The following is a 24,890-nucleotide window of genomic DNA, read 5'->3' as shown; positions in this document are numbered from 1 at the left end:
CCATGACGCCAAAGCAGATCACGCCGGACTTTCACGTCACCGGCCAGGTGGACCACGCCGGCCTCGCCGCGGCCGCCGCGGCGGGCTTCCGCACTGTCATATGCACGCGGCCGGACGACGAGGAGCCGAACCAGCTCACCGCCGCCGAGGCCGGCGGTCTTGCTGAGGCGCACGGCATGGCCTTCGTCTACATCCCGGTGACGCCGGGCAGCTATGCCGACGAGGATGTGGCCTCGATGCGCGCCGTGCTTGACCGCTTCCCCGGTCCGGTGCTGGGTTATTGCCGCAGCGGCACGCGCGCGGCGACCCTCTGGGCGCTCGCCGAGGCCGGACGGCGGACCCCGGCGGAGATCCTTGCCCTGACCGATGTCGCTGGCATCGACGTCTCCGGCCAGCGTGCGCGTCTCGCCGCGCGCGCCGGCGACGGCCGGGGCATGGCGCCGAAGACCTACGACGTCGTGATCGTCGGCGGCGGCGCCGCGGGCATCGCCACGGCGTCGAGCCTGCTCAAGCGCCGCCCCTCGCTCGACATCGCCATCGTCGAGCCGGCCGAATGCCATTACTACCAGCCGGGCTGGACCATGGTCGGTGCCGGCGTGTTCCAGCCGGACACCACCCGCGTTCCCATGGGCGCGGTGATGCCCGACCGCGTCACCTGGATCCGGCAGGCGGCGGCGGGCTTCGCTCCGGAGGCGAAGGACGTCACCCTCGCCGACGGTTCGTCGGTGCGCTACCGCGCGCTGGTGGCGGCGCCGGGCCTGCGGCTCGCCTGGGAGGCGATACAAGGCCTGCCGGAGGCGCTCGGCCGCAACGGCGTCACCTCGAACTACCGCTTCGACCTCGCGCCCTACACCTTCCGCGCCGCCAGCTCGGTGAAACCGGGCCGGGCGCTGTTCACCCAGCCGGCGATGCCGATCAAATGCGCCGGCGCGCCGCAGAAGGCGATGTACCTGTCCTGCGACATCTGGCGCGAGGCCGGCCTCCTGCCGCGCATGGAGGTGGAGTTCCACAATGCCGGCGGCGTGCTGTTCGGCGTGCCGGCCTATGTGCCGGCGCTGATGGAATATGTCGAGCGCTACGGCATCGACCTCAATTTCGGCTCCAGCCTCGTGGCCGTCGACGGCGATGCCCAGGTGGCGACCTTCGAGCGCAAGGGGGCCGACGGCACCGTCGAGCGGGTGGAGCGGGGCTTCGAGATGCTCCACGCCGTGCCGCCGCAGAAGCCGCTCGATTTCGTCGCCGCCAGCCCGCTGGCCGGCGCCGGCGGCTGGATCGACGTCGATCCGGCAACCCTGCGCCACATGCGCTATCCGGACGTCTTCGCCCTGGGCGACGCCACCAACACCACGAACGCCAAGACCGCCGCGGCAGCGCGCAAGCAGGCGCCGGTGGTGGCGGTAAACGTGCTCGCGGCGCTGGAGGGGAAGGCACCCGCCGCCCAGTATGACGGCTACGGCTCCTGCCCGCTCACGGTGGAGCGCGGCAAGATCGTGCTGGCGGAGTTCGGCTATGGCGGCGTGCTGCTGCCGACCTTCCCGAAATGGATCCTCGACGGCACGCGTCCCACCCGCCTCGCCTGGTTCCTCAAGGACCGCATGCTGCCGCCGATCTACTGGCACGCCATGCTGAAGGGCCGCGAGTGGCTCTGCGGGCCGGAGCCGATCCCCGCTCCGGGCCGGAACGAGGCGGCCTGATGCTCGAGCCGATCCAGTATGCGCTGGGGGGCGGGGCCGGCGTGCTCGTCGGCTTCACTCTCGGCCTCGTCGGCGGCGGCGGCTCGATCCTCGCCGTGCCGCTGATGGTCTATCTGGTCGGCGTCGGCAACCCGCATGTCGCCATCGGCACCAGCGCCTTCGCGGTGGCGATCAACGCCGCGGTGGGTCTGCTCAATCATGCGCGGACTGGCACGGTGAAGTGGCGCTGCGGCGGCATGTACGCCGCCGCCGGCGTCGTCGGCGCCTTCGCCGGATCGAGCCTCGGCAAGATGGTGGGCGGCGAAAAGCTGCTCTTCCTCTTCGCCCTGCTCATGCTGGTCGTCGGAGTGCTGATGCTGCGCGGGCGCGGCAATGCTGGCGAGCCGGGCGCGGAATGCAACCGCGAGAAGGCGCCGAAAGTGCTGGGCTTCGGCCTCGGCACCGGGGCCTTCTCGGGCTTCTTCGGCATAGGCGGCGGCTTCCTCATCGTGCCGGGCCTCATCGGCTCGACCGGCATGCCGATCCTCAACGCCGTCGGCACCTCGCTCGTCGCCGTGACCGCGTTCGGCCTGACAACGGCGATCAACTACGCGTTGTCGGGGCTCGTGAACTGGCCGCTGGCCTTCATGTTCATTGCCGGCGGCGCGCTCGGCAGTGTCGGCGGCATGAAGCTCGCCCGCCACCTCGCCGGCCGCACCGGCCGCCTCGCCACCATCTTCGCCGGACTGATCTTCGTGGTCGCGACCTATATGCTGTTCAAAAGCGCATTGGCCCTGCTGGCCTGAATTGGCTCGGCTAACGGCAGGCGCCAAGCGCGGCTCGTCGGAACATCATCGATTAGTCCGTCTTCTTTGCGCGCATTCGCCCGTCCTCGAAATGGACGATGCGATCGAACAGGTCGGTCGAGCGGGGATCGTGCGTGATCACGAGGACAGCTGCTCCCCGCGTGCCGGCGATGCGGCGGAAGATCTCCATCACCTGACGGCCCCGCACGCTGTCGAGCGCCGCCGTGGGCTCATCAGCGAGGATGAGCGGCGGCGTGTTGGCGAGCGCCCGCGCCACCGCCACGCGCTGCTGCTCGCCGCCCGACAACTTTGCCGGCAGGTGATCGGCGCGGTGCGCGAGATCGAGCGCGGCGAGCAGCCGCCTCCCATGGGCGCGGGCATCGGCAGGGCTCACATCGGCGATTTCGAGGCTGAGCGCGACGTTCTCCACCGCCGACAGGAACGGGATGAGATTTGCCTTCTGGAACACGAAGCCGATGCGCCTGCGCCGCGTCTCGCGCAGCGCGTCGAGGTCGGCGCCGGCATGGGAGACGCGCTCGCCCGCCAGCCAGACCTCGCCGGAGGTCGGGTTTTCCAGAAGCCCGGCCAGCATGAGGAAGGTGCTCTTGCCCGAGCCGCTGGGACCGAAGATGCCGACCAGCTCGCCGGCTGCGACGTCCAGCGACACCCCGTCGAGCGCCCGCACCATTCCCGCGCCGGTGGCGTAATGGCGCGAGAGCTCCCGCACCGAGAGCACGGGTGCTCCGCTCACGACAGCACCTCCCGCGCCCCGACCCGCGAGGCGCGGGCGATGCCGACCCACGCCGCGGCGGCGCAGACGAGGGCGAGCGCAAGCGCGATCTGTGCGAGGTCGGACGGCAACATCACCACGCGGCGGGGGAAGAGCGGGAAGATCAGCCAGGACAGGCCGATGGCCAGGACGTAGCCGGCGATGCCGATGAGCGCGGCCTGCTGGCCGATGAGGCCAATCACGACGTTCTCGCGTGCGCCGATCAGCTTGAGCAGCGCGATCTCGTGCCGCTTCTCGATGGTCATTGTGTAGACGATCAGCGACACCACGATTGCGGTGATGATGAGGATCAGTCCGGTGAAGGTCAGGATCTGCAGGCGCAGCTTCCAGAGCCGGGCGTTGAGCATCAGGTCGCGCTGCTCGCCGGTGGTCATGACCCGCACGTCGCCCCAGCGCTGCATGGCGGCGATCACATGCGAGGCATCGGCCGCAGGATCGAGCCGGACCAGAACCGCGGCGATCTTGCTCTCCTGCGCCACCGAGCTCGCATCGGCCGTGACGACCACGGCGCCATTCCTAGCCGCCCGGGCCAGATGGATTTCTTCCGAGGTGCGGCGCTGCGCGATGACGCTCGCATCGTTGATGCCGACGAAAAGCAGCCCGTCGCCGGCCGAGTCCACCATGTGGCGCGTGAGTCCGACGACGGTGTAGGTGTCGCGCGCGAGCGGGACCTGGTCGCCGATCACGAGGCCGGTGCTGGCATCCGCCACCGCCTCGTAGCGGCTCCCGCTCAGCCATCGCCCCTCGGCGAGCGGCAGCCAGTGCCCGTCGTCGCGCGGCACGTCGACGCCGGTCACGGTGGCGCGGCGCGAGGTGCCGGCGAAGCTGAACTGCTGGCTGAACTGGGTGAAGCGCCGCACATCCGCGACGCCTGGCACGCCCTCGACGCGCCGGTCCATGTCCGCCGCCACCGCCGAGCCTTCGGCGAAGGGGCCCGCGCGCTCACCCTGGACCACCCAGAGATCGGCATCGATCCGGTCGAGGATGAGCAGCGCATCCTCGACGATGCCACGATAGAGGCCGGTCATGCCGATCACCGCCATGACGAGGAAGGCGACGCCGAGGGCGGTCAGCGCGAAGCGGGTCGGGGCGTGCAGCGTGTCCTTCAGCGCCAGGTTCATATGGCGGAACCGGCAAGGCGCACGCGCATGAAGGGATAGAGGTCCACGGGTTTCAGGATCCTCTGACCGGCGGAGAGGCCGCGCCTGATCTCGACGCGCTGCGCGCCGCTCTCGCCCAGCGCCACTTCCCGCCAGCGCGCGCGGGAACTGCTCGCGACCCACACGCCCGGGTGCCCGTCGCGCCATACGAGGAACGACGTCGGTACGGTCAGCACCGGGCCGCGCCGCTCGACCATGATGCGCGCCATGGCGCGCTGGCCGAGCGCCCAGTTCGCGGGAAGCGAATCGAGTGCGATGTCGACCTCGAATTCCCGGGTCTCCTCGTCGACCTCGCGCCCGAGCCTGAGGACGTGACCCGGAATCGCGTTCCCGGCGCGGGCGAAGGTGACGCGCGCCTCCTGTCCCGGCAGGATTGCGGATATGCCGCTCTCATCCAGCCGTGCGGTCAGCACGAGGCTGGCGGGATCGACGAGATGCAGCACTTCGCTGCCCGGGGTCAGCACCTCGCCGACATGGCGCGCGCGCGACACCACGACGCCGGAAATCGGTGCGCGCAGCACGCTGTCGTCGAGCTGGGCGCGGGCGACGGCGATGCGAGCCATTGCGGCATCGCGCTCGGCTTCAGCCTGTTCGATGGCGCGGCCGGCCCGCGCGAGGTCCGCTTCGGCCTGCCGGCGAGCCGCGAGGGCATCTTCCAGCCCGGCCTCGCTGGCGACACCCTTGGCGAGCAGCGCGACCTGCCTCTCATGCGTCGCGCGCGCCTTCTCCAGCGTTGCAACGGCGCGGTCGCGCTCCGCCTGCGCGGCGCTCACCGCACGCCCGGCCGCATGGGCACTCGCTTCGGTGGCGTCGAGCTCTCCGCTGAGGTCGTCGAAGGCGAGGCGGGCGAGCATCTCGCCCTTCGTGACGATGTCATTGCGATCGACGGCGAGTTCCTCGATGCGCGCCTGGATGCGGCTGCCGACGCTGACCTCGGTCAGCGCCGACAGCGTGCCGGGCCCCTGGAGCTCGACGTTCAGCATGCCCAGCCGGAGAATCTCGCCCTCCACCGCATGCGGATAGAAGTAGCGCAGGCCGACGAACCCGATCGCCAGAACCGCCACCGTGAGAACGGCGAGCCTAACCCCGCGGCGGCGCCGCGGACGCGGGGGTGGCGGTTCGAGCGACAGGAACTGGTCGAGGCCGGGTTGGACGTTCATGACAAGGGTATCCGATGGGAGGGTGGCCGGCGGGACCGGTCACTGGGCGGGCACGGCCTTGGCGGCGACCAGCGCGTCCTTGCAGGGCAGGGAGATCTTGTCGGGATTGGCCTTGATGCACTGGAGGATGCGCCCGCCGCCCGGTTGCACGCCGGGGCAGGTAGCGCGGATGTCCGCCTCGCAGGCGGCGCGGACGGTCTGCATCTGCGCCCGCGAGAGGTTCTGCGCCGAGGCGGCTCCGGCGAAGGCGGCGCCGAGCAGGGTGGCGAACGCCAGCACGAGGCCGGCGCGGAGGAAGAAGGCACGATCCATGATGTCAGCTCCTTTGTGGGAGTGGGGTCGCAGGACCATGGAGCCCGCCCGGCTAGGGGGCGGCCGACCGCGACGGGCTCCATGGTGAGCAGGCTCGCGCCTGCCATGCCGCCGGGAACGGGTGTGGTGTGCTCGGCGACGGTGCGGAGAATCACCGCGGCTTTTTGCGCCCGTGTCTCGACGCAGGGGCTTTTTGTTGCAGTTTGTATCGACACCGGCGGTACGGCTTGTGCGGGTCCGCCGTCGCTGTCATGCCATCGCCATGACAGCCGCAAGAGTGCTTCTAGTCGAGGATGACCGCGACATTCGCAGCCTGCTCGTCGATTTCCTCGGCGGCGAGGGCTATGACGTCGAAGCGGTCGGAAGCGGCGCCCTGATGGACCGTGCGCTGGTGCGCGGCATGCCCGATCTCGTCATCCTCGACCTCATGCTGCCAGGGGAGGATGGGCTGTCGATCTGCCGGCGGCTGAGGGCAAAGAGCCGGGTGCCGATCCTCATGCTCACCGCCAAGCAGGACGACATCGACCGCATTGTCGGGCTGGAGATCGGCGCCGACGACTATCTCGGCAAGCCGTTCAATCCGCGTGAATTGCTGGCGCGCATCCGCGCCCTGCTGCGCCGTGCGTCTGGTCCCTTGTCGAGCGGCGCGCCGGAGCGGCGCCGTCGGCGCTTCGCCGAGCTGGTCGCCGACCTTGACGCACGCACGGTCGTGGACGAGGCCGGGCACCGCGTGAATCTTACCACTGCCGAGTTCGACCTGCTGACCTGCTTCCTCGAACGGCCCGGCCGCGTGCTCTCGCGGGACCAGTTGCTCGACTGGACGCGCGGGCGCGCCGGCGGCGACCCGTTCGACCGCACCATCGACGTCACCGTCTCGCGATTACGCGGCAAGCTGTCCCGCTGCCTGGGCGAAGCCGAGCAGCCGATCACCACCGTGCGCAACGTCGGCTACCTGTTCTCCGCCGATGTGCGCGAGGCCTGAGACGGTTCCCATGCGCCTCGGCCTGCTCGCCCGCATCATCCTCATCGTCGCGGTGGCGCTCTTCGCCATACAACTGCTGGCGCTGTTCTTCTATTTCGGGGCCGGAGAAGGGCGCCGGACGCTCGGCGAGGGCTCGCCCTCGCTACCGCGGCAGGTCGCCTCGCTGGTCCTGCTGGTCGACAAGGTGCCTTTGGACCTCCGGCCGGCCGTGCTCGAGGCCTTCAGCGAGAGCGGCCGTACCGCCTCGATCATCCCCGCTCTGCCTCCCGGTCTCGACCGCATCAACGGGCTGATCCGGGTCGAGCGGACGATCCGGGCCGCGCTGGCGCTGCGCGGGGCGGAGGGGCGGCAGGTCTGGGCGCGGCTCGAGGGGCGCAGCGAGAGCGGGCGCGGCGGCACGCTGAGCGTCTATGTCGAGCTCGCCGGCGGCGGCTATCTTTGGCTCGACGTCGAGGACCGCGTCACTGTCCGGCTGCTCGGCGTGCCCATAGGCTTCTTCGCCGGCCTGTTCGGCGTCGTCGTCGCCCTTGCCGCGCTGGGGGCGGTCGCCCGCGAGATGCGGCCGATCACCCGCCTCGCCCGCGAGGTCGACCGGGTCGGCGAGAGCATCGGCCCCGTCGCGATCCCCGAGCGCGGCGCGCCGGAACTGCGCAAGCTGATCCGCGCGGTGAACGCGATGCAGGAGCGCATCGCCGCCCTGGTGCGCAACCGGACGCTGACGCTCGGCGCGATCTCGCATGACCTGCGCACCTATCTCACCCGCCTGCGCCTGCGCGTGGAGATGATGCCCGAGAGTCGCCACCGGGCCGGCGCCATCGCCGATGTCGAGGCCATGCAGGCGCTGATCGAGGATACGCTCGATTTCGCGCAGGAGTCGTTCGCCCCAGCGGAGCCGGCCTGCGCCGATCTCGCCGCCGCGCTGCGCCGCCACGCGGACGAGCAGAACGACGAGCGCATCATCTTGGATGTGCCGGCCGGCCCGGTGCATGTCGCCATGGGCGACAAGGCGCTGGGGCGCGTCATCGCCAACCTCGTCGGAAACGCCCTGCGCTATGGCGATCGCGCCTTCGCCGGCATCGAGACGGGCGGTTCGCATGCCGTTCTGATCATAGAGGACGAAGGCCCCGGCATCCCGGCCGAGGAGCGCGAGCGCGTCTTCGAGCCGTTCCATCGGCTGGAGGCGTCGCGCAACCGCGACAGCGGCGGGACCGGTCTCGGCCTGACCATTGTCCGCCGGCTGGTCGAGCGGCACGGCGGCAGCATCGAGCTCGGCAGCAGCCGCCGCGGCGGGCTCGCCGTCCGGGTCGGGCTGCCGCGGGCGGAACCGCCGGCCTGATACAAATCGACATGCCGCCGTTCGAGCGGAGACACCTTGGCCGCCCACCCTTGCCGCCTCCTCAACGGCAAAGGACCAAAGCCATGAGAAAGATATTCCCCTCCAGACTTTCCACGCGGATCGCCGGCGGGGCCGCCGTCCTCACCCTCGTCGCAGCTGGCGCCGTGCCGACGCTGGGAATCGCGCAGGACCTGGCCGGATCGCCCGCCGCTTCGGCCCAGGCGGCGGGATCGTGGGCATGCGAGGTGCCGCCCTTCGCGGCCGGACCCGGGCCGGCCTTCGATCCCGCCGCGGCGCGGCTCATCGCCGGCATGCTACTCTCCGCGCAGGAGACGGCGCTCGGCATCCGGACCGACCAGATGGACGCCTGGCGCGGCTATACCAACGCGCTCATTGCCTTTCTCCCCTCCGGCGAGCGGCTGGGGCGCTGGATGGACGAGAAGAAGCGCGCCGATGCTCAGGCCTTCGACCTCGCCCAGGATATCGCCGGCGCCGCCATCCAGCGGGCGGAGAAGGCTCGCGCGCTGCAGGATGCCGTCTCCAAGCTCAAGGCGGTGCTGACGCCCGAGCAGATGAGCATGGCGAAGCAGATGCAGGAGAAGCTGGTCGAGCGGATCGTCCGCTTCGTGGAATGGCGGCGTGGCGAGGACCCCGGCGTCCCGCTCTGACGGACTGGGGCGTCAAAGGAAAAGGCCGGGAGTGCGCGCTCCCGGCCTTTTTGCCGGAAGGACGCCGGCTCACCAGCGCTGGAAGCTGCGCGAGCCGGTATGCACACCGCCGCCGGGGCCGATGACCGCGCGGTTGGTGGTGCAGCCCTGTCCGGTGGCACAGTGGCGCGTGCGCGCCGCCATGCCGCCATTGGGACCCGCGGTAATCCGGGCCGAGGTGCAGGCCCCGCCGGTGCAGACGCGGGTCTGGGCGGTCGAGCCGCCGTGAACTCCCGTGGCGCCGCGGACGCCGACACAGGCGCCGCCCGCGCAGGCGACCGAGCGGTTGGTCGACGTCACGCGCGGCGCGACATAGGGCGGATAGGCCGCTCAGCGCCCGTACCAGGGATAGGCGACATAGTAGCGGTCCCAATAGGCCCGGTTGAATGACACGATGCTGATGCCGACCGCCGGCGCCAGCGGCGCGGTGAGCACGACCGGCGCTCCCCGGTAAACGACCTGGACATAACTTGCCGCCACCCAGCCGCGATACGGGCCGAAGCCGATGTCGCACCAGCTGTAGCCGGAAACGCAGCCGAAGGTGGTGATGGCGGCGCCCGTCGGCACCACGGTGACCGCGGGATAGAGGGTCGACGGGCCGGCGCGCAGATTGACGTTGGTGACGGCGACGGCGGTGGTGGTGGCGGCGCTGGCCGCCGGCGCGGCCGCGAGCGTCAGCGCGGCGGCGAGAAGGATCTTCCTGAGCATGGCGGAACCCCGAGGCATGCCGCACGGAGGCGGCGTCTGTTTATCCGCCGACCTTGCTAGGCGCCTGGCATCGCCTCGGTGTCTCGACCATGTTTCAATTTGTGACAGCAGGGGTCGCGCGAGCGCTGTCGCCACCGCGAATGATCGACAGAAGTGCATCCGCGATGCGGCTGCGATGGCGCTGCGTGTGCCGCAGCACGTGGAAGGCCCGATCCGGCAGCTTGGCGTCGACTTGCTGCAGAAGCCCGGCTTCGATGCTCGGCGCCGCGACGGAAGCCGAAAGCACCGTCGCGCCAAGGCCGGCCTCGACGGCGGCGCGCACCGCCTCGTTCGAGGGCAATTCCATGGCGATGTGCAGATCGCGCAGTTCGATACCCAGCTTCGCCAGCGCCTGCTCGAAAGCCGCACGCGTGCCGGAGCCCGGTTCGCGCAGCACCCAGTCGCTCTCCCGGAGGTCGTGCGGGGACGGCTTGTCCGCCGCCGCCCAGCGATGCTCGGGCGCTACCACGAGGACGAGCTGGTCGCGCGCGACCGGCGCGCTCACCAGGACCTGACTTTCGACCTCGCCTTCGACGAAGCCGAGTTCCGCGGCGCCGGTCTCAATGGCTTCGGCGACCTGCGCCGTGTTGCCGATCTGAAGGCGGATGTCGATGCGCGGATAGGCGCGACGGAACGCGACGAGGTGGCGCGGAAGCCAGTAGCTGGCGATGGTCTGGCTCGCATGGACGGCGAGCGTGCCGCGCTCGAGCGTGCCGAATTCGCCGAGCACCCGTTCAGCATGATCGACCTGCGCGAGGATGGTCCGCGCTTCAGCGAGAAAGGCGCGCCCTGCCTCGGTCAATTCGATGCGGCGTCCGATGCGATCGAACAGCTTGACGTCATGGCGTGCCTCGATCACCGCGATGGCGTGGCTGGCGGCCGACTGGGCGAGGTTGAGCGCGCGCGCCGCCTGGGTGACGTGCTGGCGCTCGGCCACCGCGACAAAGATCCGAAGCTGTTCCAAGGTCATGGCGCAATCAATCTATCTGTCAGATCATATCAAGCTTTACGATCTATTGGAATTATTAGCTGCGCGGCCATACCTTTCCGCCGGGCCCCTCTCCGACGAAGGGGGGCGACCATGCGCCTCGGAGACTGCGCCATGACTTACCTGCCGCGACATTTCGAGCCGGCCGTCATCACACCGGCCAAGCCGCTCGCGGAAATCATCCGCAATTTCACGCCCAATTGGTTCACGGTGACGATGGGAACGGGCGCTCTCGCCCTGGTGCTCAACCAGTTTCCGCTTCCGCTGCCGGCGTTGCACGCGCTGGCGGTGGGCCTGTGGCTCCTCAACATCGCGCTGTTTGCGCTCTTTGCTTTGCTCTATGGCGCGCGCTGGGTGATGTTCTTCGCCGAGGCGAAGCGGGTTTTCCAGCACCCGGTGATGTCTATGTTTTTCGGCGCCATGCCGATGGGCCTCGCCACCATCGTCAACGGCTTCCTGGCCTTCGGCCCGGAGCTAATCGGCGGACGGGCGATCGCCATCGCCCATGGGCTGTGGTGGCTTGACGCCGCCCTGTCGGTGGCCTGCGGGCTCGCCATCCCCTATTTCATGTTCACCCGCCAGCAGCACAGCATCGAGAAGCTGACCGCCGTCTGGCTTCTGCCCATCGTCGCCTGCGAGGTCGCTGCCGCCAGCGCAGGGCTCCTCGCCCCGCATCTCGGCGCATCGGAAGCCTTCCTGGTGCTCGTCCTCGGCTATGTGCTGTGGGCCTGCTCCGTCCCGCTCGCCATGAGCATCCTCGTTCTCCTCGTGCTGCGGCTCGCCTTGCATAAATTGCCGGAGCGCGACATGGGCGTCTCGGCATGGCTGGCGCTCGGGCCGATCGGAACCGGTGCGCTCGGGCTGCTGCTGCTCGGCGGCGACGCGCCGGCCATCTTCGCCGCGAATGGTCTTGCCGGCGTCGGCGAGGTGGCGTTCGGGCTAGGGGTCATCGGCGGCATCGTGCTGTGGGGATACGGCGCCTGGTGGCTCGCCCTCGCACTCCTGAAGACCGTGCGCTATCTGCGCGAAGGCCTGCCGTTCAATCTCGGCTGGTGGGGCTTCACCTTCCCGCTCGCTGTCTACACTCTGGCGACGCTGGCGCTGGCCCGTACGACCAGGCTTGAACTCTTCGCGGTGGCGGGAGCGGGCTTCGCAATCGCGCTGGCGGTGTTCTGGGTCATCGTCGCCGCGCGAACGCTCCACGGCGCATGGACGACGACATTGTTCGTCTCGCCTTGCCTCAAGGGTGCGGCGGTGCCGGTGCGCTTCGAAGCGGACATCGCCTGAGGCGGCGGCGCCTGCACGTTCGCGTAGCGGCCGGCCCCGACCCCGGCTAGCATGAACGGCCATGGCAGGAGGCGAGGGCATGCGCGCCGCAGTCGAAACCGCGCTGAAGCAGGACTGGCAGCGGCTGTTCTCCTATGCCCTGCACCTCACCGGGAGCCGGGAAGCCGCCGGCGACCTCCTGCAATCCTGCGCGGTCAAGGCATTGTCGAGCCGGTCGCTGCCTGCCGACATGGTCAGCGTGAGGGCATGGATATTCACCATCCTGCGCAACGCCTGGATCGACGAGTTCCGGCGAAGCCGCACGGATGCGGAATTGACCGCCGAGCCGCTGCCCGAGCCGTCCGAGCACTATGATGACCGCGTCATTGCGGCGATCACCGTGCGGCAGGCGCTGGAGCGGCTCGAGCCCATCCATCGGGAAATCATCGAACTGGTGGACCTCGCCGGCTTTCGCTATGCGGAGGTCGCCTCGATCCTCGGCGTGCCGCAGGGCACGGTGATGAGCCGGCTGAGCCGCGCGAGGCTGTCCCTGCTGGCGGTGATCTCGGAGGGCAATGTGCTTCCACTCGCAGCGAGGCGGCGGCATGGCGGAGGATGACGGCCTGGCACGGATGGACTCCATCTCCTGGGAGATGCTGAATGCCTATGTCGACGAGGAGCTTGCACCGCACATGGCGGCAGAGGTGGCGGCTGCGGTGGCGCGCGATCCGTCCACCGCCGCGCGCGTAGCGACGCTCGCGCAGCTGAGGTCGGCGACGCGCGCTCTTCCCGCCGAGGAAGACGTCCCTCCTCTGTTGCCGCCTCGACAAGGCCCCGCGGTTTCGAGCCGGCCATTGGCCTTTGCCGCCTCCTTCGCGGCCCTGCTGATGCTTGCAGGTGTTCTGGTCTGGCACACGACCCGTGTGCCCCCGGAGGCATCCCCGCTCCGGCAGGCCGTGGCGGCCCACGAGCAGTGGCTGTCGGGCGCCACGCCTTTGGCGGGCGGGGGCATTCCGGTGACTCTCACCTCTTATGAAGCCGAAGGCCTGCCCGACCTGAGCATGGCTCTGCTCCAGCTGTCCTATATCTCCATCGACCCGACGATGCGCGACGGCGGCGGGCTGCTGGCGGGCTATCGCGGCCCGCATGGCTGTCGGCTCGGCCTCTGGATCGGTCCGCATTCGAACCGCTGGAACGGCACCCCAGCGCGTGCGGACCAGGAGCGCCTGCATATCCGCGCCTGGAGCTCGGACCGGGCCGACTACGCTTTGCTCAGTCGCGGCATGGATTCCGAGCGGCTGGATCGCATTGCCGACATCGTCGCGCATATGACGCTTCGCAGCCGGAAGCCGACAAGCGAGCAGGTTGCCGCCCTGCGCGAGATACCCGGTATCGGCCAGCCCTGCGGCACATGAGCGGGCACCTCGGTAGTCAGGGAATAAAAGGCGCCGTCTGTACGTCTTGAACAAGGAGGAAATTTCCTCGGGAGAGACGCCATGTTCAACAGACGACAAATGCTGAGGACGGCAGGAACTGCCGCATTGGGACTGGGAGCCGGGGTGCTCAGTTGGCCAAGCCGCCATGCGCTGGCCGCCGACACCGTCACCTTGCCCTTCGCCAATGGCGAGCGGCCTCTGGTCAAATATCCCGGCAAGCGGCCGCTGATCGGCCTGACGGCGCGGCCGCCGCAGCTCGAAACGCCTTTCTCGGTGTTCGACGAAGGCGTCATCACGCCGAACGACGCCTTCTTCGTGCGCTATCATCTCGCCGACATTCCGCTCGAGATCGACCCGGACAGCTTCCGCATGACGGTCAAGGGCAACGTCGATACGCCGCTCTCGCTGTCGCTTCAGGAGTTGAAGGACGGTTTTCTCGCCAGCGAGATCGTCGCGGTCAACCAATGCTCCGGCAACAGCCGCGGCTTCGTCGACCCTCGCGTCGCCGGCGGCCAGCTTGCCAACGGCGCCATGGGAAACGCCCGCTGGCGCGGCGTGCCGCTCAAGGCCGTGCTCCAGAAGGCCGGTGTCCAGGCCGGCGCGAAGCAGGTCACGTTCGCGGGGCTCGACGGGCCGGTCATTCCCGAAACCCCGGACTTCGCGAAAGCGCTCGCCATCGACCACGCCACCGATGGCGAAGTGATGCTCGCCTATTCGATGAACGGGAGCGACCTGCCCTGGCTCAACGGCTATCCGCTGCGCCTCATCGTGCCCGGCTATTACGGCACCTACTGGGTCAAGCACCTGAACGAGATCACGGTGATCGACAAGGAATTCGACGGTTTCTGGATGAAGTCGGCCTACCGCATTCCGGACAATGCGTGCGCCTGCACTGAGCCCGGCAAGGCTCCCGCGGCGACGGTCCCCATCAACCGGTTCGACGTCCGCTCCTTCATCACCAATGTGGAGAGCGGAGCCACGGTAAAGGCCGGGGACGTGCCGCTGCGCGGCATTGCCTTCGACGGCGGCTACGGCATCACGCAGGTTTCGATATCGCCCGATGGCGGCCAATCGTGGCGGGACGCCACCCTCGGCCAGGATCTCGGCAAGTATTCGTTCCGCCAGTGGAGCATGGTCCTTCCCCTGACGAAGGGCGAACATGTTCTGATGTGCAGGGCGACCAACGCCAAGGGCGAGACCCAGGCCCTGCAGGCAACATGGAATCCGGCCGGCTACATGCGCAACGTCGTGGAAGCGACGCGCGTCATCGCGGCTTGAGGGGAGATCATGATGGCGAAATGCCTTATTCACCCCATCGCCTTGTCGGCAGGCATCGGCCTCATCGCGGTCCTCGGGGGCCCCACCGTTGCGGCGCCCTTGACCTATGTGCTTCCCGACGAGACCGCCCAGCTGAAGCCCGGGCCGCAGCCCGGCTTCGAGGCGGCGCAGAACAATTGCGCGGCCTGCCATTCCGCGGACTACATCAACACGCAGCCGCCGGGCAAAGGCCCGGCATTCTGGGATGCGGAAGTTCAGAAGATGGTCAAGGTCTACCATGCGCCGGTGGACGAGGCGGATGCCAAGGCCATCGCCGACTATCTCGCCAAGACCTACTGATCCAAGACCTACTGACCATTGAGTTCCGTGGGGGCGGCACCATGGCCGCCCCCACGGGATTGGTGGCTCAATAGGCGGCGGCGGGATTGACCTGCCAGATCTCGTCGGTGAGCTTGCCGTCGCGATAGAGCAGCACGTAGCGCACCTTGACGGTGTTCTTGCCGGCGAAGCTGGCGTCGATTGTCACGGTGCCGCCCTTGGGATTGGCCGCCTCCGCCGCCGCGGCGACGGTCGCCTTCTGGGCGCCCTGGGCGGCGAAGAATTTCGACCAGATCTCCTTGATCTTGCCCGGCTGGCTGTAGGTACCGTCGAGCGGGCCGCCAACCCAGTGCAGGGTTGCAGCGGGGCCGTAAGCGGCGGTGACAGTGGCGAGGTCGCCGCCGGCAATGGCGTCGATGCGTGACCTGGCGAGGTCTTCAGCAGGTCCTGCCAGCGCGGCCGAGCCGGAAGCGGCGACGAGGACGAGGGTGGCGGCGAGGGTTGAAAGGCGCATGTGCGTGTATCTCCAAATGTGGCCTGCACACGGGAGACTCGCGCCGCGCCGATTTATTCCGCCCCGCAGGGCGCGGGTCCCGAATTTCTCCCAGCCTGGCGCGGGCGTCGGACGGGCCAATGCGAAGGACCGCAGAAAAATGCGTGCCGGGCCGGAATAATCGCGACGGCCCGGAGTCCAACCTTCCGAAGGCGCCATCGCGCCGGAAGGAGAAAAGCCCATGCGACAACGACACCTGTCCCATGTCGGCGCGCTGCTCGCGCTGTGCCTCGCCGGCGCCGCGGCCGAGGCGCACGACCACGACCATGGCACCGAGACGGCTTCCACGACCAGCGACGAAGCGCCGTTCCTCACCGAGAACACGGCCGCCATGGACAAGATGATGGCGGAGATGGAGGTGAAGCCGACCGGCGACATCGACGCCGACTTCACGGCGATGATGATCCCGCACCATCAGGGCGCCATCGACATGGCGGTCGCCTATCTGCGCTACGGCACCAACCCGCTGCTGCGCCGCCTCGCGCAGGAGATCGTGGTCGAGCAGCAGCAGGAGATCGCCGCGATGCGGCTCGCGCTCGGCCAGCCTCTGCCGCCTTCCGCGCCGGCGCCGACCGAGCCGGAGGCCGGCACCGTCCACGACCATTCCGCCATGTCCGGCCTCACCACCTCCGGCCTCACCACATCCCACAGCACGATGTCCGCCGGCCACATGACGATGCCGGCCATGTCGATGCCGATGAAGTAGGAACCGACCGATGAAGAATCCTTTCCTGACCGGCGTGCTCGCCAGCAGCCTTCTCGCCTGTGCGGCGCCCGCCTTCGCCGGACAGGCGCCGTTCGCCGCCTCCGCCCCCGACATCCCGCTGAGCAGCCGCGACCGCGTCTATGCCGCCGAGCAGTTCTCCAACACCATCTCCGTCACCGATCCCGCCACTAACAAGCTCGTCGGCGTCATCCGGCTGGGCGAGCCGCAGCCGGTGAACTTCAGCCCGCTCTACAAGGGGCAGGTGCTGGTGCACGGCATGGGCTTCTCCCCTGACCGCAAGACCATCGCCGTGGTGTCGATCGGCTCGAACTCGGTGACCTTCATCGACACCGCGACCAATAGGGTCAAGCTCACCACCTATGTCGGCCGCTCGCCGCACGAGGCGTTCTTCACGCCGGACGGCAAGGAAGTCTGGGTCACGGTGCGCGGCGAGGACTACATCGCCGTGCTGGACGGGACGACCTATGAGGAGAAGGCCCGCATCAAGGTGCCGAACGGCCCGGGCATTCAGATCTTCTCGCCCGACGGCAAATACGGCTATGTCTGTTCTTCCTTCATGCCGGAGACGGTGGTGATCTCGGTTGCCGACCATATGATCGTCGGCCATGTGAAGCAGGAGAGCCCGTTCTGCCCGAACATCGCCGCGACACCGGACGGCAAGCAGGTCTGGTTCACGCTGAAGGACATCGGCAAGACGCAGGTGTTCAACGCGCAGCCGCCTTTCGACGTCATCAAGACGCTCGACACCGGCCCGATCACCAACCACGTCAACTTCGCGCATAACGCCAATGGCAGCTTCGCCTATGTGACGGTGGGCGGACTTAACGAGGTGAAGGTGTTCCGCACCGACGACTTCTCGCAGGTCGCGACCATTCCGGTCGGCAAGCTGCCGCACGGCATCTGGCCGTCGGGCGACGGGTCGCGGGTCTATGTGGGTCTTGAGAATGCTGACGCGCTCGCCGCCATCGACACCCTGACCAACAAGGTGGTCGCCACGATCCCGATCGGCCAGGCGCCGCAAGCGGTCAACTATGTGCCGAATGCGGTGCCGGAGGGCGACGGTATGCAGAACCTGCAGCCGCTCGGCGTGGCGCGTCAGACGGCGCATCTCACCCTCAGCCAGGAAGGCAAGGGAGAGGGCAAGGCCCCGACCAGCGTCTCGCTGTTCGATCAGGGTCTAATCCAGATCCTGCAGGCCTCGGTGACCGGCCTCGCGCCGAAGAAGCCCTATGTGCTGGCGCTGGCCAGTCAGCCGGACGGCAAGGGCACGCTGGAACCTCTCTCCGCCTTCATGACCAATCCGGCCGGTTCGGCCATCGTCAACGCTGCCGGTCCGATCCGCCAGATCGTACAGAACGACGCGAAGGCGCAGCGGCGCTATCTCGTCATCGCCGAGGGCTCGACCGCGCAGCCCGGTGCCGTGGTGCAGCGCCAGACGCTCGACTGACCGGCATGCCGCCCGGGATGAAGGCGGAACGTCTCGCAACCGCGGGCGGCCCGCCTTCTCTCGCGACAAGGAGACAGCATGGACCACGAGATGGTGCGCCTCATCGAGCCGCTCATCCCCGCGCTCCGGCGCTATGCCCGCGCCCTGATGCGCGAGCGGGCGGCAGCGGACGATCTGGTGCAGGACTGCCTGGAGCGCGCCATCAGCCGCTGGCATCAGCGGCGTCCGAACGACGATGCGCGGGCGTGGATCTTCACCATCCTGCACAATCTCGCCATGACGCGGCTGCGCCGCTCGGCGCAGCGGCCGGTCCACGTCGCCCTTGACGATGCCGATGCCGCGAACCTGTCGCTCGCTGCGCCGCAGGAGGATGGGCTGCGCCATCGCGAATTGCTCGCCGCGCTGGCCCGGTTGCCGGACGAGCAGCGCACCGTGCTGCTGCTGGTCACCGTCGAGGAGCTCTCCTATGCCGAGACCGCGCGGGTGCTCGACGTGCCGATCGGCACCGTGATGTCGCGGCTGTCGCGTGCCCGCGAACGCCTTGCCCGGCTGATGTCCGCCGAACCGCGCGCGACCCTCTCGCCGCCCTATCTCCGGAGCGTGAAATGAGCTCTCGCCCAATCACCGAAGACGACCTCAACGGTCTCCTCGACCGCACGCTCGATCCCGCCCGTCATGCGGAGGTGCTCGCCTATCTCGACGCTCACCCGGATGTTGCGCAGCGCCTCGCCCTCCATAGTGAGCAGGCCGACATGCTGCGCGCGGCTTTCGCCCCGGTGATCGAGGAGCCGGTGCCGACGGAACTCGATCTTTCGCGCATGATCGAGGAACGCCGGCGTCCCCGGCAAGCGCCGCGCTGGGCGATGGCGGCTGCCGCGGTGCTGCTGTTGTCCGTGGGCGCCGCTGGCGGCTGGTCGCTGCGCGGCATGACGCCTCCGCCCTCCGAAGGAATCCAGGCGCTCGCCCGCGAGGCGGCGGCGAGCTATGCGACCTACGCGCCCGACCAGGTGCGGCCGGTCGAGATCCGCGCGAGCGATCGCGACGTGCTCGCCGCCTGGACCGCCAAGCGTGTCGGCCGTCCGATCGGCATTCCGGACCTGACCGCGGCGGGCTACCGGCTCATGGGCGGGCGCGTGGTGCCGACCGAGCACGGTCCGGCGGCGCTGTTCATGTATGACGACGATCGCGGCACTCGCCTCGTGATGCTGGCGCGGCCGATGAAGGCCGAGCGCGACATGCCCATGTCGTCGCACGCGGAAGGCGAGCTCAACGGCTTCGCCTGGGCCGACAACGGCCTCGGCTACAGCCTCGTCGGAGGGGTGGCGTCCGACAGGCTGCACCCGCTGGCGGACGAAGTGCGCCGCCAGATCCGCAGCGAGGCCTGAGGGGAACGATAATGCTTGCCACTTACTCGAGGGCGCTGCTGGCGGGCCTGGTCGGGCTGGCGGTCAATTTCCTCCTGCTTGGCCTCGCCGACCGGTTCGGCATCGTCACCGCGCGCGGCGGCTTCCAGCGGCTGGTGAAGATGTGGACCGGCCCCGTGCTGCAGGGGTTCGGCGTCGATCGCATCTGGGCCGCGCTCTCTCTTCCCGATCCGAACGGCGCTCTCTTCACCAACGGCTTCAAGGTCGCCGTGGGACTGGCGTTCGCGGTGATCTATGTCTGGATCAGGCCGCTCTTGCCCGGTTCAGCTCTCGAAAAGGGACTGATCTATGCGCTGCTGGTCTGGTTGATCAATGCCGGCATCGTGCTGCCCGCCCTCGGCCAGGGTTTTGCCGGCATCAACACGCTCAGCGCCGTCGGCATTCTCGCCTTCGCCGTCGCCCACACCGCCTTCTTCCTCGTGCTGGCGGGGCTGAGCTAGGCTCGACAAGCCAGGACTTTCAAAAGACTTGGCCGTGCAGCAAGTTTCAATGAAAGGCCCTGTACAACCTCCGAAACGCGGGCGGTTACGATGCCCCGCAAGGCAGCGGGCGACGATACAGGAAAGCTCGGTGATCCAGTTCGTCAGCCCCCGGGCGTCTCGGCGAGATCCTGAACTCGGTCGTTCCTGGAGTTGCGGACTCTCTGCCAAGACCATCCCGAGCATCGGCAAACACCCGAAATTCGTTAAATGGATCGAGCCAGGGGGTTAGGTTCAAGTGTTGAAAAGCTTGCCAAGCTCTTGTCCCTTGGGCGTGGTCCAATCAACGGCAAGCTCGGAGATCAGCTGAGCGGTGGAGGTGATCACGGCGCCAGCCTGTTCCATCCGGCGCAGCGCGGCATCATCACCGATCTTCGTAAACGATGCGGACGCATCGCAGACGACCTGCACCTCATAGCCCTCATCCAGCAACTGAAGGACAGGGAAGACCACGCAGACCTCGGTGGTGATCCCGGCAACAACGACCTTCTTGCGGCCGGTGTCCCTCACCGCGTGATTGAAGTTCTCGTCGTGCATCGCATTGACGATGCCGGCTCGCTTGATGCGGCTCGCAAAAGCCTCAGGTGCAATCGCTTCGAATTCAGGCAGCAACGGACCTTGTGCCTGGTCCTCCATGCTCGCTGTCAGCACCAGCGGCATCCCGACAGCGCTGGCAATCTTCGCCAGAGACAGGGCATTTTCCTTGATTCCGCTGACGTCGTGAGAGTGCGTCCAGGATATCGTGCCCTCCTGATGGTCGATCAGCAGCATCGCTGCATTTTCGGGCGTGTAAACGTTCTTGTGCATCGACCCTTACTCCTTTGATTCAGTGCCGTCCGGACCCGCATCGCCGCTTCCGCGAAAAGCGGCCGTCACCCAGTCGGCTGCCTGGCAAGCCAGTCTTCAAATGTGAGGATGTCGGGTTGCCGTGCCTTCAAGGCCGGGATGTCCGCGGAATAGCCGGCGGTGCCGAACCATTCGAACATCCTGCGCACGTCATAGGGAAGCGGGCGCAGCAGCAGCCTTGGAAGCGGAAATGGAAGTCCCGCCGACCAGCCGTGCCGTTTCAGCGCGGCGACGATTTGCGCGCGTGTCAGTTCGTCGCCGGCAATCTCCTCCGCTTTCCCGATGAAGCCCGCAGGATCCGCGAAGGCGCGCGCCACCCATTTGCCGATATCATCGACGGCGATCATCTGGAGCGGCTTCGCCTTCGGGACGTAGCTGCGCATCAAGGCCAGCAGCACGAGCCGCATCGAGGCCTTGGTGAAATTGTCCATGAAGAAGACGGGTCGAACGATCGTTGCCGGCAGGCGGATGCTGAGGACATGTTCCTCAATCCGCCTCTTGCTCTCAAAGTGGGGGACGCCTGAACGGCGGTCTGCGCCGCCGACGGATCCGTAGATGAAGTGCTCGACCCCAGCGGCAAGCGCCGCGTCTGCGACGGCGATGCCGCGGCGCGTCTCCACCTCTCCACCTTGGTCCGTGCCCTGGACGGAAAAAACGCCATGCGCTCCTTTGAAAGCCGCACGCATGGAAGCCGGGTCGTCCATATCGCCGGCGACCACCTCGAAGCCCCTGGCGGCGAGCCGACGAGCCGAATCCGAGGCAGGATTTCGCGAGAAGGCGCGCAGCTTCCACCGGCCGTCCGCCGCCAGCGCCCGCGCGATCCCGCCGCCTTGCTGTCCAGTGGCCCCGAGGACGACGATGATCTTTGGAGAGTTATCGTTTCGCATACTCATGGTATGGAAGCTATATGCAGCATCGCCTTTCGCAAGTAGAATGAAAAATCATACCAGTATGAAAAATAATACTGTCAGTCAGGTGGTGCCTGGCGCCTGTGACTGCAGAAGATGAGCTTGGTTGCCACGCGCAGCATGGACATAGGCTGTCAATGCGCCGCGGCGCCTATGCTATAGGGATAGCATAGAGTTCCTGATCACGACTCGACCGGATGGCGGCAGCCGGCCGGGCGCTGGAGGGCGTCCTGTGACAGGCTCGCTTGTCTCGCAGGCGATCTCATGATGATGGTATGAAAAACCGCTGTAATATCCACGCCTGCGCATAGCATGGAAAATCGGACTGGCATGGAAGGGACAACCGACGACGCGTCTGTCCCGGAGGTCTGCGTGCCTTCGGTGGTCGAGCTCAACGAGTTTCGCCAGGCGGTGAACATGATCACTGGCAGGTGGAAGATCGATATCCTTTGGGTGCTGCTGGCCGGACCCATGCGATTTGGCGAACTGCGCCGGGCATTGCCCGGTATCACGCAGCACATGCTCACGGCGCAGCTCAGAGCTCTCGAAGCCGATGGCCTGATCGCTCGCACTGCCTATGCGGAGATCCCGCCGCGGGTAGAGTATGCGCTGACTGACAACGCGAGGGCGCTAAAGCCGATCTTCGAGGGACTGGCGGACTGGGCGCGTTCACTGCGTAGGGGTCATGGCAGTCGGCTGGCTTGAGAGAATGGCCGGCATCCATTGCCCGTCCGACTCGCTCCATGGGCCGGCTCGCTCCATCGGATGGCCTAGATGGCGCTTATGCCATCAATGGAGGTCCGCAGCGGCTGGTACGTCCTTGTCGTGCCTAGCGAAGCGCGCGACCATTGTGGCGCTCGCCTCGTTGAGGCCGATCACCTCCACGCGCGCGCCGGCCTTGCGAAACTTCAGCACCGCCTTGTCCAGCGCGCCGACCGAGGTGATGTCCCAGAAATGCGCGTGGGTGAGGTCGATCATCACCTCGCGCGCCGGCCGGTCGAAATCGAAGCCGCGCAGGAACACCTCGGCGGAGGCGAAGAAGATCTGGCCCGAGACGACATAGGTGACGCGGCCGCTCTCGTCGTCGACATGCTCGCCGACGGCGACGAGCTGCGAGACCTTGCCGGCGAAGAACACGCCCGACAGTAGCACGCCGACTAGCACGCCGATGGCGAGGTCGTGCGTCGCCACCACCGTGATCACCGTCGCCAGCATCACCACGGACGAGGACCGCGGATTGCGGCGCAGATCGAGGATCGAGCGCCAGGAGAAGGTGCCGATCGACACCATGATCATGACGGCGACCAGCGCCGCCATCGGAATGATCCGCACGAGGTCGTCGAGCACGAGGATCAGAAACAGCAGGAAGCTGCCGGCAACGAAGGTCGAGAGCCGGCCGCGCCCGCCGGAGGTGACGTTGATCACCGACTGGCCGATCATGGCGCAGCCGCCCATGCCGCCGATCAGCGCCGAGGCGATGTTGCTCGCGCCCTGTCCGACGCATTCCTGGCTCTTGTTGCTCATCGTGTCGGTCATGTCGTCGACGATCTGCGCCGTGAGCAGCGACTCTAGCAGGCCGACAGCCGCGAGGGTGAGCGAATAGGGTAGGATGATCTGCAACGTCTCCAGCGTCAGTGGCACCTGCGGCTGGGTGAAGACCGGCAGGCTGGAGGGCAGCTCGCCGAGATCGCCGACGGTGCGCAGTTCCAGGCCGCTCCACCACGCGAAGGCGGTGAGCACGGCGATGGCGACCAGCGGCGAGGGGATCGCCTTGGTCAGGCGCGGGAACAGATAGATGATCGCAAGGCCGGCGGCGATCATCGGATAGGTGTCGAGCGGCACGCCGATCAGCTCCGGCAGCTGCGCCATGAAGATCAGGATGGCGAGCGCGTTGACAAAGCCGGTGATCACCGAGCGCGAGACGTAGCGCATCACGCGGCCGAGCCTCAGCACGCCGGCGATGATCTGGATGACGCCCATCAGAATGGTCGCCGCGAAGAGATAGTTCAGGCCGTAATCGCGCACGAGGCTGACCATCACCACGGCGGTCGCCGCCGTCGCGGCGGAGATCATGCCCGGCCGCCCACCGACGACAGCGGAGACGCAGGCGATGGCGAAGGAGGCGAAGAGGCCCACCTTGGGATCGACGCCGGCAATGACCGAGAAGCCTATGGCTTCCGGAATCAGGGCGAGCGCGACGACGATGCCGGCGAGCACGTCGGCGCGGATATTGGAGGTCCAGTCGCGAAAATAGCGTGAGGTCAATGTCATGTGGGAATCTTCGCAAGAGCGAGCGTTCGCCGAATGGCGAGCGGGACGCGCGCTAACTGTGCGTGATCCGGCGGATCGGCGGCCGGAAGAGCCACCCGGGGTTTTACCGGGTCCTGACGAATGGACTTGGCCTAAATGATATTCTGCTGCGGTGCAACAAGGGTCCTGGCGCTGGCTGTGCCCCTCAGAAAACGAGAAGCGATGTCTCCCCCAAAAAAACTACGTGGCATCCGCTATCCGCCTATCCTCCACGTTCCGCGTCTGGCGCTAAGCCCCCTCCTTCTGCTTCGGGCAGACTAGGCTAGCGGCGCGTCGTCCTCCTGGACCTGCTCGACACTTGCATGATTCCTACCTGTCGATTAGCGTCGACATATGGACTCAGAACAAGCCATCCTCGCCTTTGCCGCGCTCGCCCAGTCGACCCGGCTTGACGTGTTCCGGCTGCTTATCGAGCACGAGCCGCACGGCCTGCCCGCGGGGGACGTCGCCCGGCGGCTTGCCGTGCCGCACAACACCATGTCGACCCATCTCGCGGTGCTGTCACGCGCCGGCCTGATCGGCGCCGAACGCCACAGCCGCACGATCATCTACCGCGCCCGTCTTGCCGCCGTGAGCGAACTCGCGAGCTTCCTCGTGCGGAACTGCTGCGCCGGCCGGCCCGAAGTGTGCGCGCCGCTGCTCGCGGAGCTGTCGCCCTGCTGCCCTCCCCTCACCGCCGCAAATGAGCCCGTCCATGACTGACGCCATCGGCTCCGGCCGCGTCTACAACGTGCTGTTCCTCTGCACCGGCAACTCCGCCCGCTCGATCCTCGCCGAGAGCATACTGACCAAGCTCGGCGCCGGCCGGTTCCGCGCCTGGTCGGCCGGCAGCCAGCCGAAGGGCGCCGTGCATCCGCTCGCCATCAGGACGCTGCAGAGCCTCGGCTATCCGGCGGAGGGCTTCCGGTCCAAATCGTGGAGCGAGTTCGCCACGCCCGGAGCGCCGCTGATGGATTTCGTGTTCACCGTCTGCGACAACGCCGCTGGCGAAGCCTGCCCGGTATGGCCGGGACAGCCGATGACCGCACATTGGGGCATCGAGGATCCCGCCGCCGCGTCCGGTTCGGACATCCAGCAGGAAGCCGCCTTCGCCGACGCGTTCCGCTATCTCAGGAACCGCATCTCGGTCTTCACCGCACTGCCGCTCAAGAGCCTCGACACCGTCGCACTCGGCACGAAGCTGCGGGAGATCGGGCAGCTTGAGGGCAGCACCACGCGTCGCCCGGACGTGGCCTGA

At 67.8% G+C, this 24,890-nt stretch carries 28 protein-coding genes, 1 pseudogene and 1 other annotated feature; of the genes and pseudogenes, 18 read left to right on the top strand and 11 right to left on the bottom strand.

The genetic code is table 11. The features are described 5' to 3' along the window. The first annotated feature begins 2 nt into the window (after positions 1 to 2). Both KHC23_RS04645 and KHC23_RS04640 read left to right on the top strand, forming a co-directional pair. Complete coding sequence (locus tag KHC23_RS04645; protein WP_213370007.1) at positions 3 to 1,694, top strand: bifunctional protein tyrosine phosphatase family protein/NAD(P)/FAD-dependent oxidoreductase; 1,692 nt, start codon at positions 3 to 5, stop codon at positions 1,692 to 1,694. Continuing rightward, entirely contained in the window at positions 1,694 to 2,479 is a 786-nt protein-coding gene (locus KHC23_RS04640) for a sulfite exporter TauE/SafE family protein (RefSeq protein ID WP_213370005.1), read from the top strand. The genes KHC23_RS04645 and KHC23_RS04640 overlap by 1 nt, the downstream gene beginning before the upstream one ends. A gap of 52 nt (positions 2,480 to 2,531) precedes the next feature. Here the strand turns inward: KHC23_RS04640 and KHC23_RS04635 are convergent, their stop codons facing one another. From KHC23_RS04635 to KHC23_RS04620, 4 genes are read right to left on the bottom strand one after another with little or no spacing between them, the layout of a single operon-like run. Continuing rightward, the gene (locus tag KHC23_RS04635; RefSeq protein WP_213370003.1) at positions 2,532 to 3,230 is read right to left on the bottom strand and encodes an ABC transporter ATP-binding protein; all 699 of its coding nucleotides are present in this window, start codon (positions 3,228 to 3,230) and stop codon (positions 2,532 to 2,534) included. Next, on the bottom strand, positions 3,227 to 4,390 hold the full coding sequence (locus KHC23_RS04630) for an ABC transporter permease (protein WP_213370001.1): 1,164 nt from the start codon (positions 4,388 to 4,390) through the stop codon (positions 3,227 to 3,229). Before KHC23_RS04630 ends, KHC23_RS04635 begins: the two co-directional genes overlap by 4 nt. Next, entirely contained in the window at positions 4,387 to 5,589 is a 1,203-nt protein-coding gene (locus KHC23_RS04625) for an efflux RND transporter periplasmic adaptor subunit (protein ID WP_213370000.1), read from the bottom strand. Before KHC23_RS04625 ends, KHC23_RS04630 begins: the two co-directional genes overlap by 4 nt. Positions 5,590 to 5,628: 39 nt before the next feature. After that, a complete protein-coding gene (locus KHC23_RS04620) occupies positions 5,629 to 5,901 on the bottom strand; it encodes a hypothetical protein (protein ID WP_213369998.1) in 273 nt (90 codons plus the stop codon). 262 nt (positions 5,902 to 6,163) lie between these two features. Here KHC23_RS04620 and KHC23_RS04615 point away from each other — a divergent pair, with 262 nt between their 5' ends. The 3 genes from KHC23_RS04615 (at position 6,164) to KHC23_RS04605 (ending at position 8,887) form a co-directional block, all read left to right on the top strand. Next, positions 6,164 to 6,883, top strand: a complete 720-nt coding sequence (locus KHC23_RS04615; protein ID WP_213369996.1) for a response regulator — start codon at positions 6,164 to 6,166, stop codon at positions 6,881 to 6,883. A gap of 10 nt (positions 6,884 to 6,893) precedes the next feature. Beyond that, positions 6,894 to 8,219 (top strand): ATP-binding protein, encoded by a 1,326-nt coding sequence (locus KHC23_RS04610; protein WP_213369994.1) that lies wholly within the window; start codon positions 6,894 to 6,896, stop codon positions 8,217 to 8,219. Between the two features lie 83 nt (positions 8,220 to 8,302). Next, the gene (locus KHC23_RS04605; RefSeq protein WP_213369992.1) at positions 8,303 to 8,887 is read left to right on the top strand and encodes a hypothetical protein; all 585 of its coding nucleotides are present in this window, start codon (positions 8,303 to 8,305) and stop codon (positions 8,885 to 8,887) included. Positions 8,888 to 8,956: 69 nt separating this feature from the next. On the opposite strand, the gene KHC23_RS24305 is transcribed toward KHC23_RS04605, so the two are convergent. The 3 genes from KHC23_RS24305 to KHC23_RS04595 form a co-directional block, all read right to left on the bottom strand. After that, the gene (locus KHC23_RS24305; protein ID WP_246544210.1) at positions 8,957 to 9,226 is read right to left on the bottom strand and encodes a hypothetical protein; all 270 of its coding nucleotides are present in this window, start codon (positions 9,224 to 9,226) and stop codon (positions 8,957 to 8,959) included. A gap of 30 nt (positions 9,227 to 9,256) precedes the next feature. Beyond that, positions 9,257 to 9,634 (bottom strand): SH3 domain-containing protein, encoded by a 378-nt coding sequence (locus KHC23_RS24300; protein WP_246544208.1) that lies wholly within the window; start codon positions 9,632 to 9,634, stop codon positions 9,257 to 9,259. 94 nt (positions 9,635 to 9,728) lie between these two features. Beyond that, complete coding sequence (locus tag KHC23_RS04595) at positions 9,729 to 10,643, bottom strand: LysR family transcriptional regulator (RefSeq protein WP_213369990.1); 915 nt, start codon at positions 10,641 to 10,643, stop codon at positions 9,729 to 9,731. 132 nt (positions 10,644 to 10,775) lie between these two features. Between KHC23_RS04595 and KHC23_RS04590 the strand changes: the two genes are divergently transcribed. From KHC23_RS04590 to sorB, 5 genes are all read left to right on the top strand, one after another. Further along, on the top strand, positions 10,776 to 11,948 hold the full coding sequence (locus KHC23_RS04590) for a TDT family transporter (protein WP_213369989.1): 1,173 nt from the start codon (positions 10,776 to 10,778) through the stop codon (positions 11,946 to 11,948). Positions 11,949 to 12,027: 79 nt separating this feature from the next. Continuing rightward, positions 12,028 to 12,546, top strand: a complete 519-nt coding sequence (locus KHC23_RS04585; RefSeq protein ID WP_213369987.1) for an RNA polymerase sigma factor — start codon at positions 12,028 to 12,030, stop codon at positions 12,544 to 12,546. Further along, complete coding sequence (locus KHC23_RS04580; RefSeq protein WP_213369985.1) at positions 12,533 to 13,342, top strand: anti-sigma factor; 810 nt, start codon at positions 12,533 to 12,535, stop codon at positions 13,340 to 13,342. Before KHC23_RS04585 ends, KHC23_RS04580 begins: the two co-directional genes overlap by 14 nt. Positions 13,343 to 13,423: 81 nt before the next feature. After that, on the top strand, positions 13,424 to 14,641 hold the full coding sequence (gene sorA / locus KHC23_RS04575) for a SorA family sulfite dehydrogenase catalytic subunit (protein ID WP_213369983.1): 1,218 nt from the start codon (positions 13,424 to 13,426) through the stop codon (positions 14,639 to 14,641). Positions 14,642 to 14,653: 12 nt separating this feature from the next. Further along, positions 14,654 to 14,980 carry a SorB family sulfite dehydrogenase c-type cytochrome subunit gene (sorB, locus tag KHC23_RS04570; RefSeq protein WP_213369981.1) on the top strand — a complete coding sequence of 109 codons (327 nt, stop codon included), beginning with the start codon at positions 14,654 to 14,656 and terminating at the stop codon, positions 14,978 to 14,980. Positions 14,981 to 15,047: 67 nt separating this feature from the next. Here the strand turns inward: sorB and KHC23_RS04565 are convergent, their stop codons facing one another. Beyond that, positions 15,048 to 15,473 (bottom strand): nuclear transport factor 2-like protein, encoded by a 426-nt coding sequence (locus tag KHC23_RS04565; protein ID WP_213369979.1) that lies wholly within the window; start codon positions 15,471 to 15,473, stop codon positions 15,048 to 15,050. A gap of 220 nt (positions 15,474 to 15,693) precedes the next feature. On the opposite strand from KHC23_RS04565, the gene KHC23_RS04560 reads away from it, so the two are divergent. From KHC23_RS04560 to KHC23_RS04540, 5 genes and pseudogenes are all read left to right on the top strand, one after another. Continuing rightward, positions 15,694 to 16,218: a DUF305 domain-containing protein gene (locus KHC23_RS04560; RefSeq protein ID WP_213369977.1), complete on the top strand. Its 525-nt coding sequence runs from the start codon at positions 15,694 to 15,696 to the stop codon at positions 16,216 to 16,218. Positions 16,219 to 16,228: 10 nt separating this feature from the next. Beyond that, a complete protein-coding gene (locus KHC23_RS04555; protein WP_213369976.1) occupies positions 16,229 to 17,686 on the top strand; it encodes a YncE family protein in 1,458 nt (485 codons plus the stop codon). A gap of 72 nt (positions 17,687 to 17,758) precedes the next feature. After that, a pseudogene (locus KHC23_RS04550) lies at positions 17,759 to 18,295 on the top strand (RNA polymerase sigma factor); the annotation flags it as partial. Beyond that, positions 18,292 to 19,071 (top strand): anti-sigma factor family protein, encoded by a 780-nt coding sequence (locus tag KHC23_RS04545; RefSeq protein ID WP_213369972.1) that lies wholly within the window; start codon positions 18,292 to 18,294, stop codon positions 19,069 to 19,071. The pseudogene KHC23_RS04550 and the gene KHC23_RS04545, both read left to right, overlap by 4 nt. Positions 19,072 to 19,082: 11 nt before the next feature. After that, a complete protein-coding gene (locus KHC23_RS04540) occupies positions 19,083 to 19,550 on the top strand; it encodes a hypothetical protein (protein ID WP_213369970.1) in 468 nt (155 codons plus the stop codon). Positions 19,551 to 19,823: 273 nt separating this feature from the next. On the opposite strand, the gene KHC23_RS04535 is transcribed toward KHC23_RS04540, so the two are convergent. Together KHC23_RS04535 and KHC23_RS04530 are read right to left on the bottom strand one after the other, a co-directional pair. Continuing rightward, a complete protein-coding gene (locus KHC23_RS04535; RefSeq protein WP_213369968.1) occupies positions 19,824 to 20,396 on the bottom strand; it encodes an isochorismatase family protein in 573 nt (190 codons plus the stop codon). Positions 20,397 to 20,461: 65 nt separating this feature from the next. Continuing rightward, on the bottom strand, positions 20,462 to 21,328 hold the full coding sequence (locus KHC23_RS04530) for an NmrA/HSCARG family protein (protein ID WP_213369966.1): 867 nt from the start codon (positions 21,326 to 21,328) through the stop codon (positions 20,462 to 20,464). 345 nt (positions 21,329 to 21,673) lie between these two features. Here KHC23_RS04530 and KHC23_RS04525 point away from each other — a divergent pair, with 345 nt between their 5' ends. Further along, entirely contained in the window at positions 21,674 to 22,048 is a 375-nt protein-coding gene (locus KHC23_RS04525) for a winged helix-turn-helix transcriptional regulator (protein WP_213369964.1), read from the top strand. Between the two features lie 84 nt (positions 22,049 to 22,132). On the opposite strand, the gene KHC23_RS04520 is transcribed toward KHC23_RS04525, so the two are convergent. Then, positions 22,133 to 23,614: a SulP family inorganic anion transporter gene (locus tag KHC23_RS04520; protein ID WP_213369961.1), complete on the bottom strand. Its 1,482-nt coding sequence runs from the start codon at positions 23,612 to 23,614 to the stop codon at positions 22,133 to 22,135. Between the two features lie 61 nt (positions 23,615 to 23,675). Further along, positions 23,676 to 23,731 (bottom strand) — a sequence feature (sul1 is cis-regulatory element that is thought to sense ions involved in sulfur or methionine metabolism; They are found in Alphaproteobacteria). Positions 23,732 to 23,986: 255 nt separating this feature from the next. Between KHC23_RS04520 and KHC23_RS04515 the strand changes: the two genes are divergently transcribed. Both KHC23_RS04515 and KHC23_RS04510 read left to right on the top strand, forming a co-directional pair. Further along, on the top strand, positions 23,987 to 24,355 hold the full coding sequence (locus tag KHC23_RS04515; protein WP_213369959.1) for an ArsR/SmtB family transcription factor: 369 nt from the start codon (positions 23,987 to 23,989) through the stop codon (positions 24,353 to 24,355). Further along, entirely contained in the window at positions 24,348 to 24,890 is a 543-nt protein-coding gene (locus KHC23_RS04510) for an arsenate reductase ArsC (RefSeq protein WP_213369958.1), read from the top strand. The genes KHC23_RS04515 and KHC23_RS04510 overlap by 8 nt, the downstream gene beginning before the upstream one ends.

This window comes from Ancylobacter dichloromethanicus (assembly GCF_018390645.1).
In the GTDB taxonomy this organism is placed as follows: domain Bacteria; phylum Pseudomonadota; class Alphaproteobacteria; order Rhizobiales; family Xanthobacteraceae; genus Ancylobacter; species Ancylobacter dichloromethanicus.
Note: the sequence above shows the minus strand (reverse complement) of the source record. Positions and strands in the feature narration are given on the sequence as shown.

Bases quoted from the DNA above. Each gene is read 5' to 3' on its own strand.
- sorB (WP_213369981.1), top strand. From the start codon at position 14,654: ATGGCGAAATGCCTTATTCACCCCATCGCCTTGTCGGCAGGCATCGGC.
- KHC23_RS04645 (WP_213370007.1), top strand. From the start codon at position 3: ATGACGCCAAAGCAGATCACGCCGGACTTTCACGTCACCGGCCAGGTG.
- KHC23_RS04640 (WP_213370005.1), top strand. From the start codon at position 1,694: ATGCTCGAGCCGATCCAGTATGCGCTGGGGGGCGGGGCCGGCGTGCTC.
- KHC23_RS04520 (WP_213369961.1), bottom strand. From the start codon at position 23,614: ATGACATTGACCTCACGCTATTTTCGCGACTGGACCTCCAATATCCGC.
- KHC23_RS04530 (WP_213369966.1), bottom strand. From the start codon at position 21,328: ATGAGTATGCGAAACGATAACTCTCCAAAGATCATCGTCGTCCTCGGG.
- KHC23_RS04535 (WP_213369968.1), bottom strand. From the start codon at position 20,396: ATGCACAAGAACGTTTACACGCCCGAAAATGCAGCGATGCTGCTGATC.
- KHC23_RS04590 (WP_213369989.1), top strand. From the start codon at position 10,776: ATGACTTACCTGCCGCGACATTTCGAGCCGGCCGTCATCACACCGGCC.
- KHC23_RS04615 (WP_213369996.1), top strand. From the start codon at position 6,164: ATGACAGCCGCAAGAGTGCTTCTAGTCGAGGATGACCGCGACATTCGC.
- KHC23_RS04585 (WP_213369987.1), top strand. From the start codon at position 12,028: ATGCGCGCCGCAGTCGAAACCGCGCTGAAGCAGGACTGGCAGCGGCTG.
- KHC23_RS04565 (WP_213369979.1), bottom strand. From the start codon at position 15,473: ATGCGCCTTTCAACCCTCGCCGCCACCCTCGTCCTCGTCGCCGCTTCC.
- KHC23_RS04525 (WP_213369964.1), top strand. From the start codon at position 21,674: ATGGAAGGGACAACCGACGACGCGTCTGTCCCGGAGGTCTGCGTGCCT.
- KHC23_RS04545 (WP_213369972.1), top strand. From the start codon at position 18,292: ATGAGCTCTCGCCCAATCACCGAAGACGACCTCAACGGTCTCCTCGAC.
- sorA (WP_213369983.1), top strand. From the start codon at position 13,424: ATGTTCAACAGACGACAAATGCTGAGGACGGCAGGAACTGCCGCATTG.
- KHC23_RS04560 (WP_213369977.1), top strand. From the start codon at position 15,694: ATGCGACAACGACACCTGTCCCATGTCGGCGCGCTGCTCGCGCTGTGC.
- KHC23_RS04515 (WP_213369959.1), top strand. From the start codon at position 23,987: ATGGACTCAGAACAAGCCATCCTCGCCTTTGCCGCGCTCGCCCAGTCG.
- KHC23_RS04605 (WP_213369992.1), top strand. From the start codon at position 8,303: ATGAGAAAGATATTCCCCTCCAGACTTTCCACGCGGATCGCCGGCGGG.
- KHC23_RS04580 (WP_213369985.1), top strand. From the start codon at position 12,533: ATGGCGGAGGATGACGGCCTGGCACGGATGGACTCCATCTCCTGGGAG.
- KHC23_RS04540 (WP_213369970.1), top strand. From the start codon at position 19,083: ATGCTTGCCACTTACTCGAGGGCGCTGCTGGCGGGCCTGGTCGGGCTG.
- KHC23_RS04625 (WP_213370000.1), bottom strand. From the start codon at position 5,589: ATGAACGTCCAACCCGGCCTCGACCAGTTCCTGTCGCTCGAACCGCCA.
- KHC23_RS04555 (WP_213369976.1), top strand. From the start codon at position 16,229: ATGAAGAATCCTTTCCTGACCGGCGTGCTCGCCAGCAGCCTTCTCGCC.
- KHC23_RS04510 (WP_213369958.1), top strand. From the start codon at position 24,348: ATGACTGACGCCATCGGCTCCGGCCGCGTCTACAACGTGCTGTTCCTC.
- KHC23_RS04620 (WP_213369998.1), bottom strand. From the start codon at position 5,901: ATGGATCGTGCCTTCTTCCTCCGCGCCGGCCTCGTGCTGGCGTTCGCC.
- KHC23_RS04630 (WP_213370001.1), bottom strand. From the start codon at position 4,390: ATGAACCTGGCGCTGAAGGACACGCTGCACGCCCCGACCCGCTTCGCG.
- KHC23_RS24300 (WP_246544208.1), bottom strand. From the start codon at position 9,634: ATGCTCAGGAAGATCCTTCTCGCCGCCGCGCTGACGCTCGCGGCCGCG.
- KHC23_RS04610 (WP_213369994.1), top strand. From the start codon at position 6,894: ATGCGCCTCGGCCTGCTCGCCCGCATCATCCTCATCGTCGCGGTGGCG.
- KHC23_RS04595 (WP_213369990.1), bottom strand. From the start codon at position 10,643: ATGACCTTGGAACAGCTTCGGATCTTTGTCGCGGTGGCCGAGCGCCAG.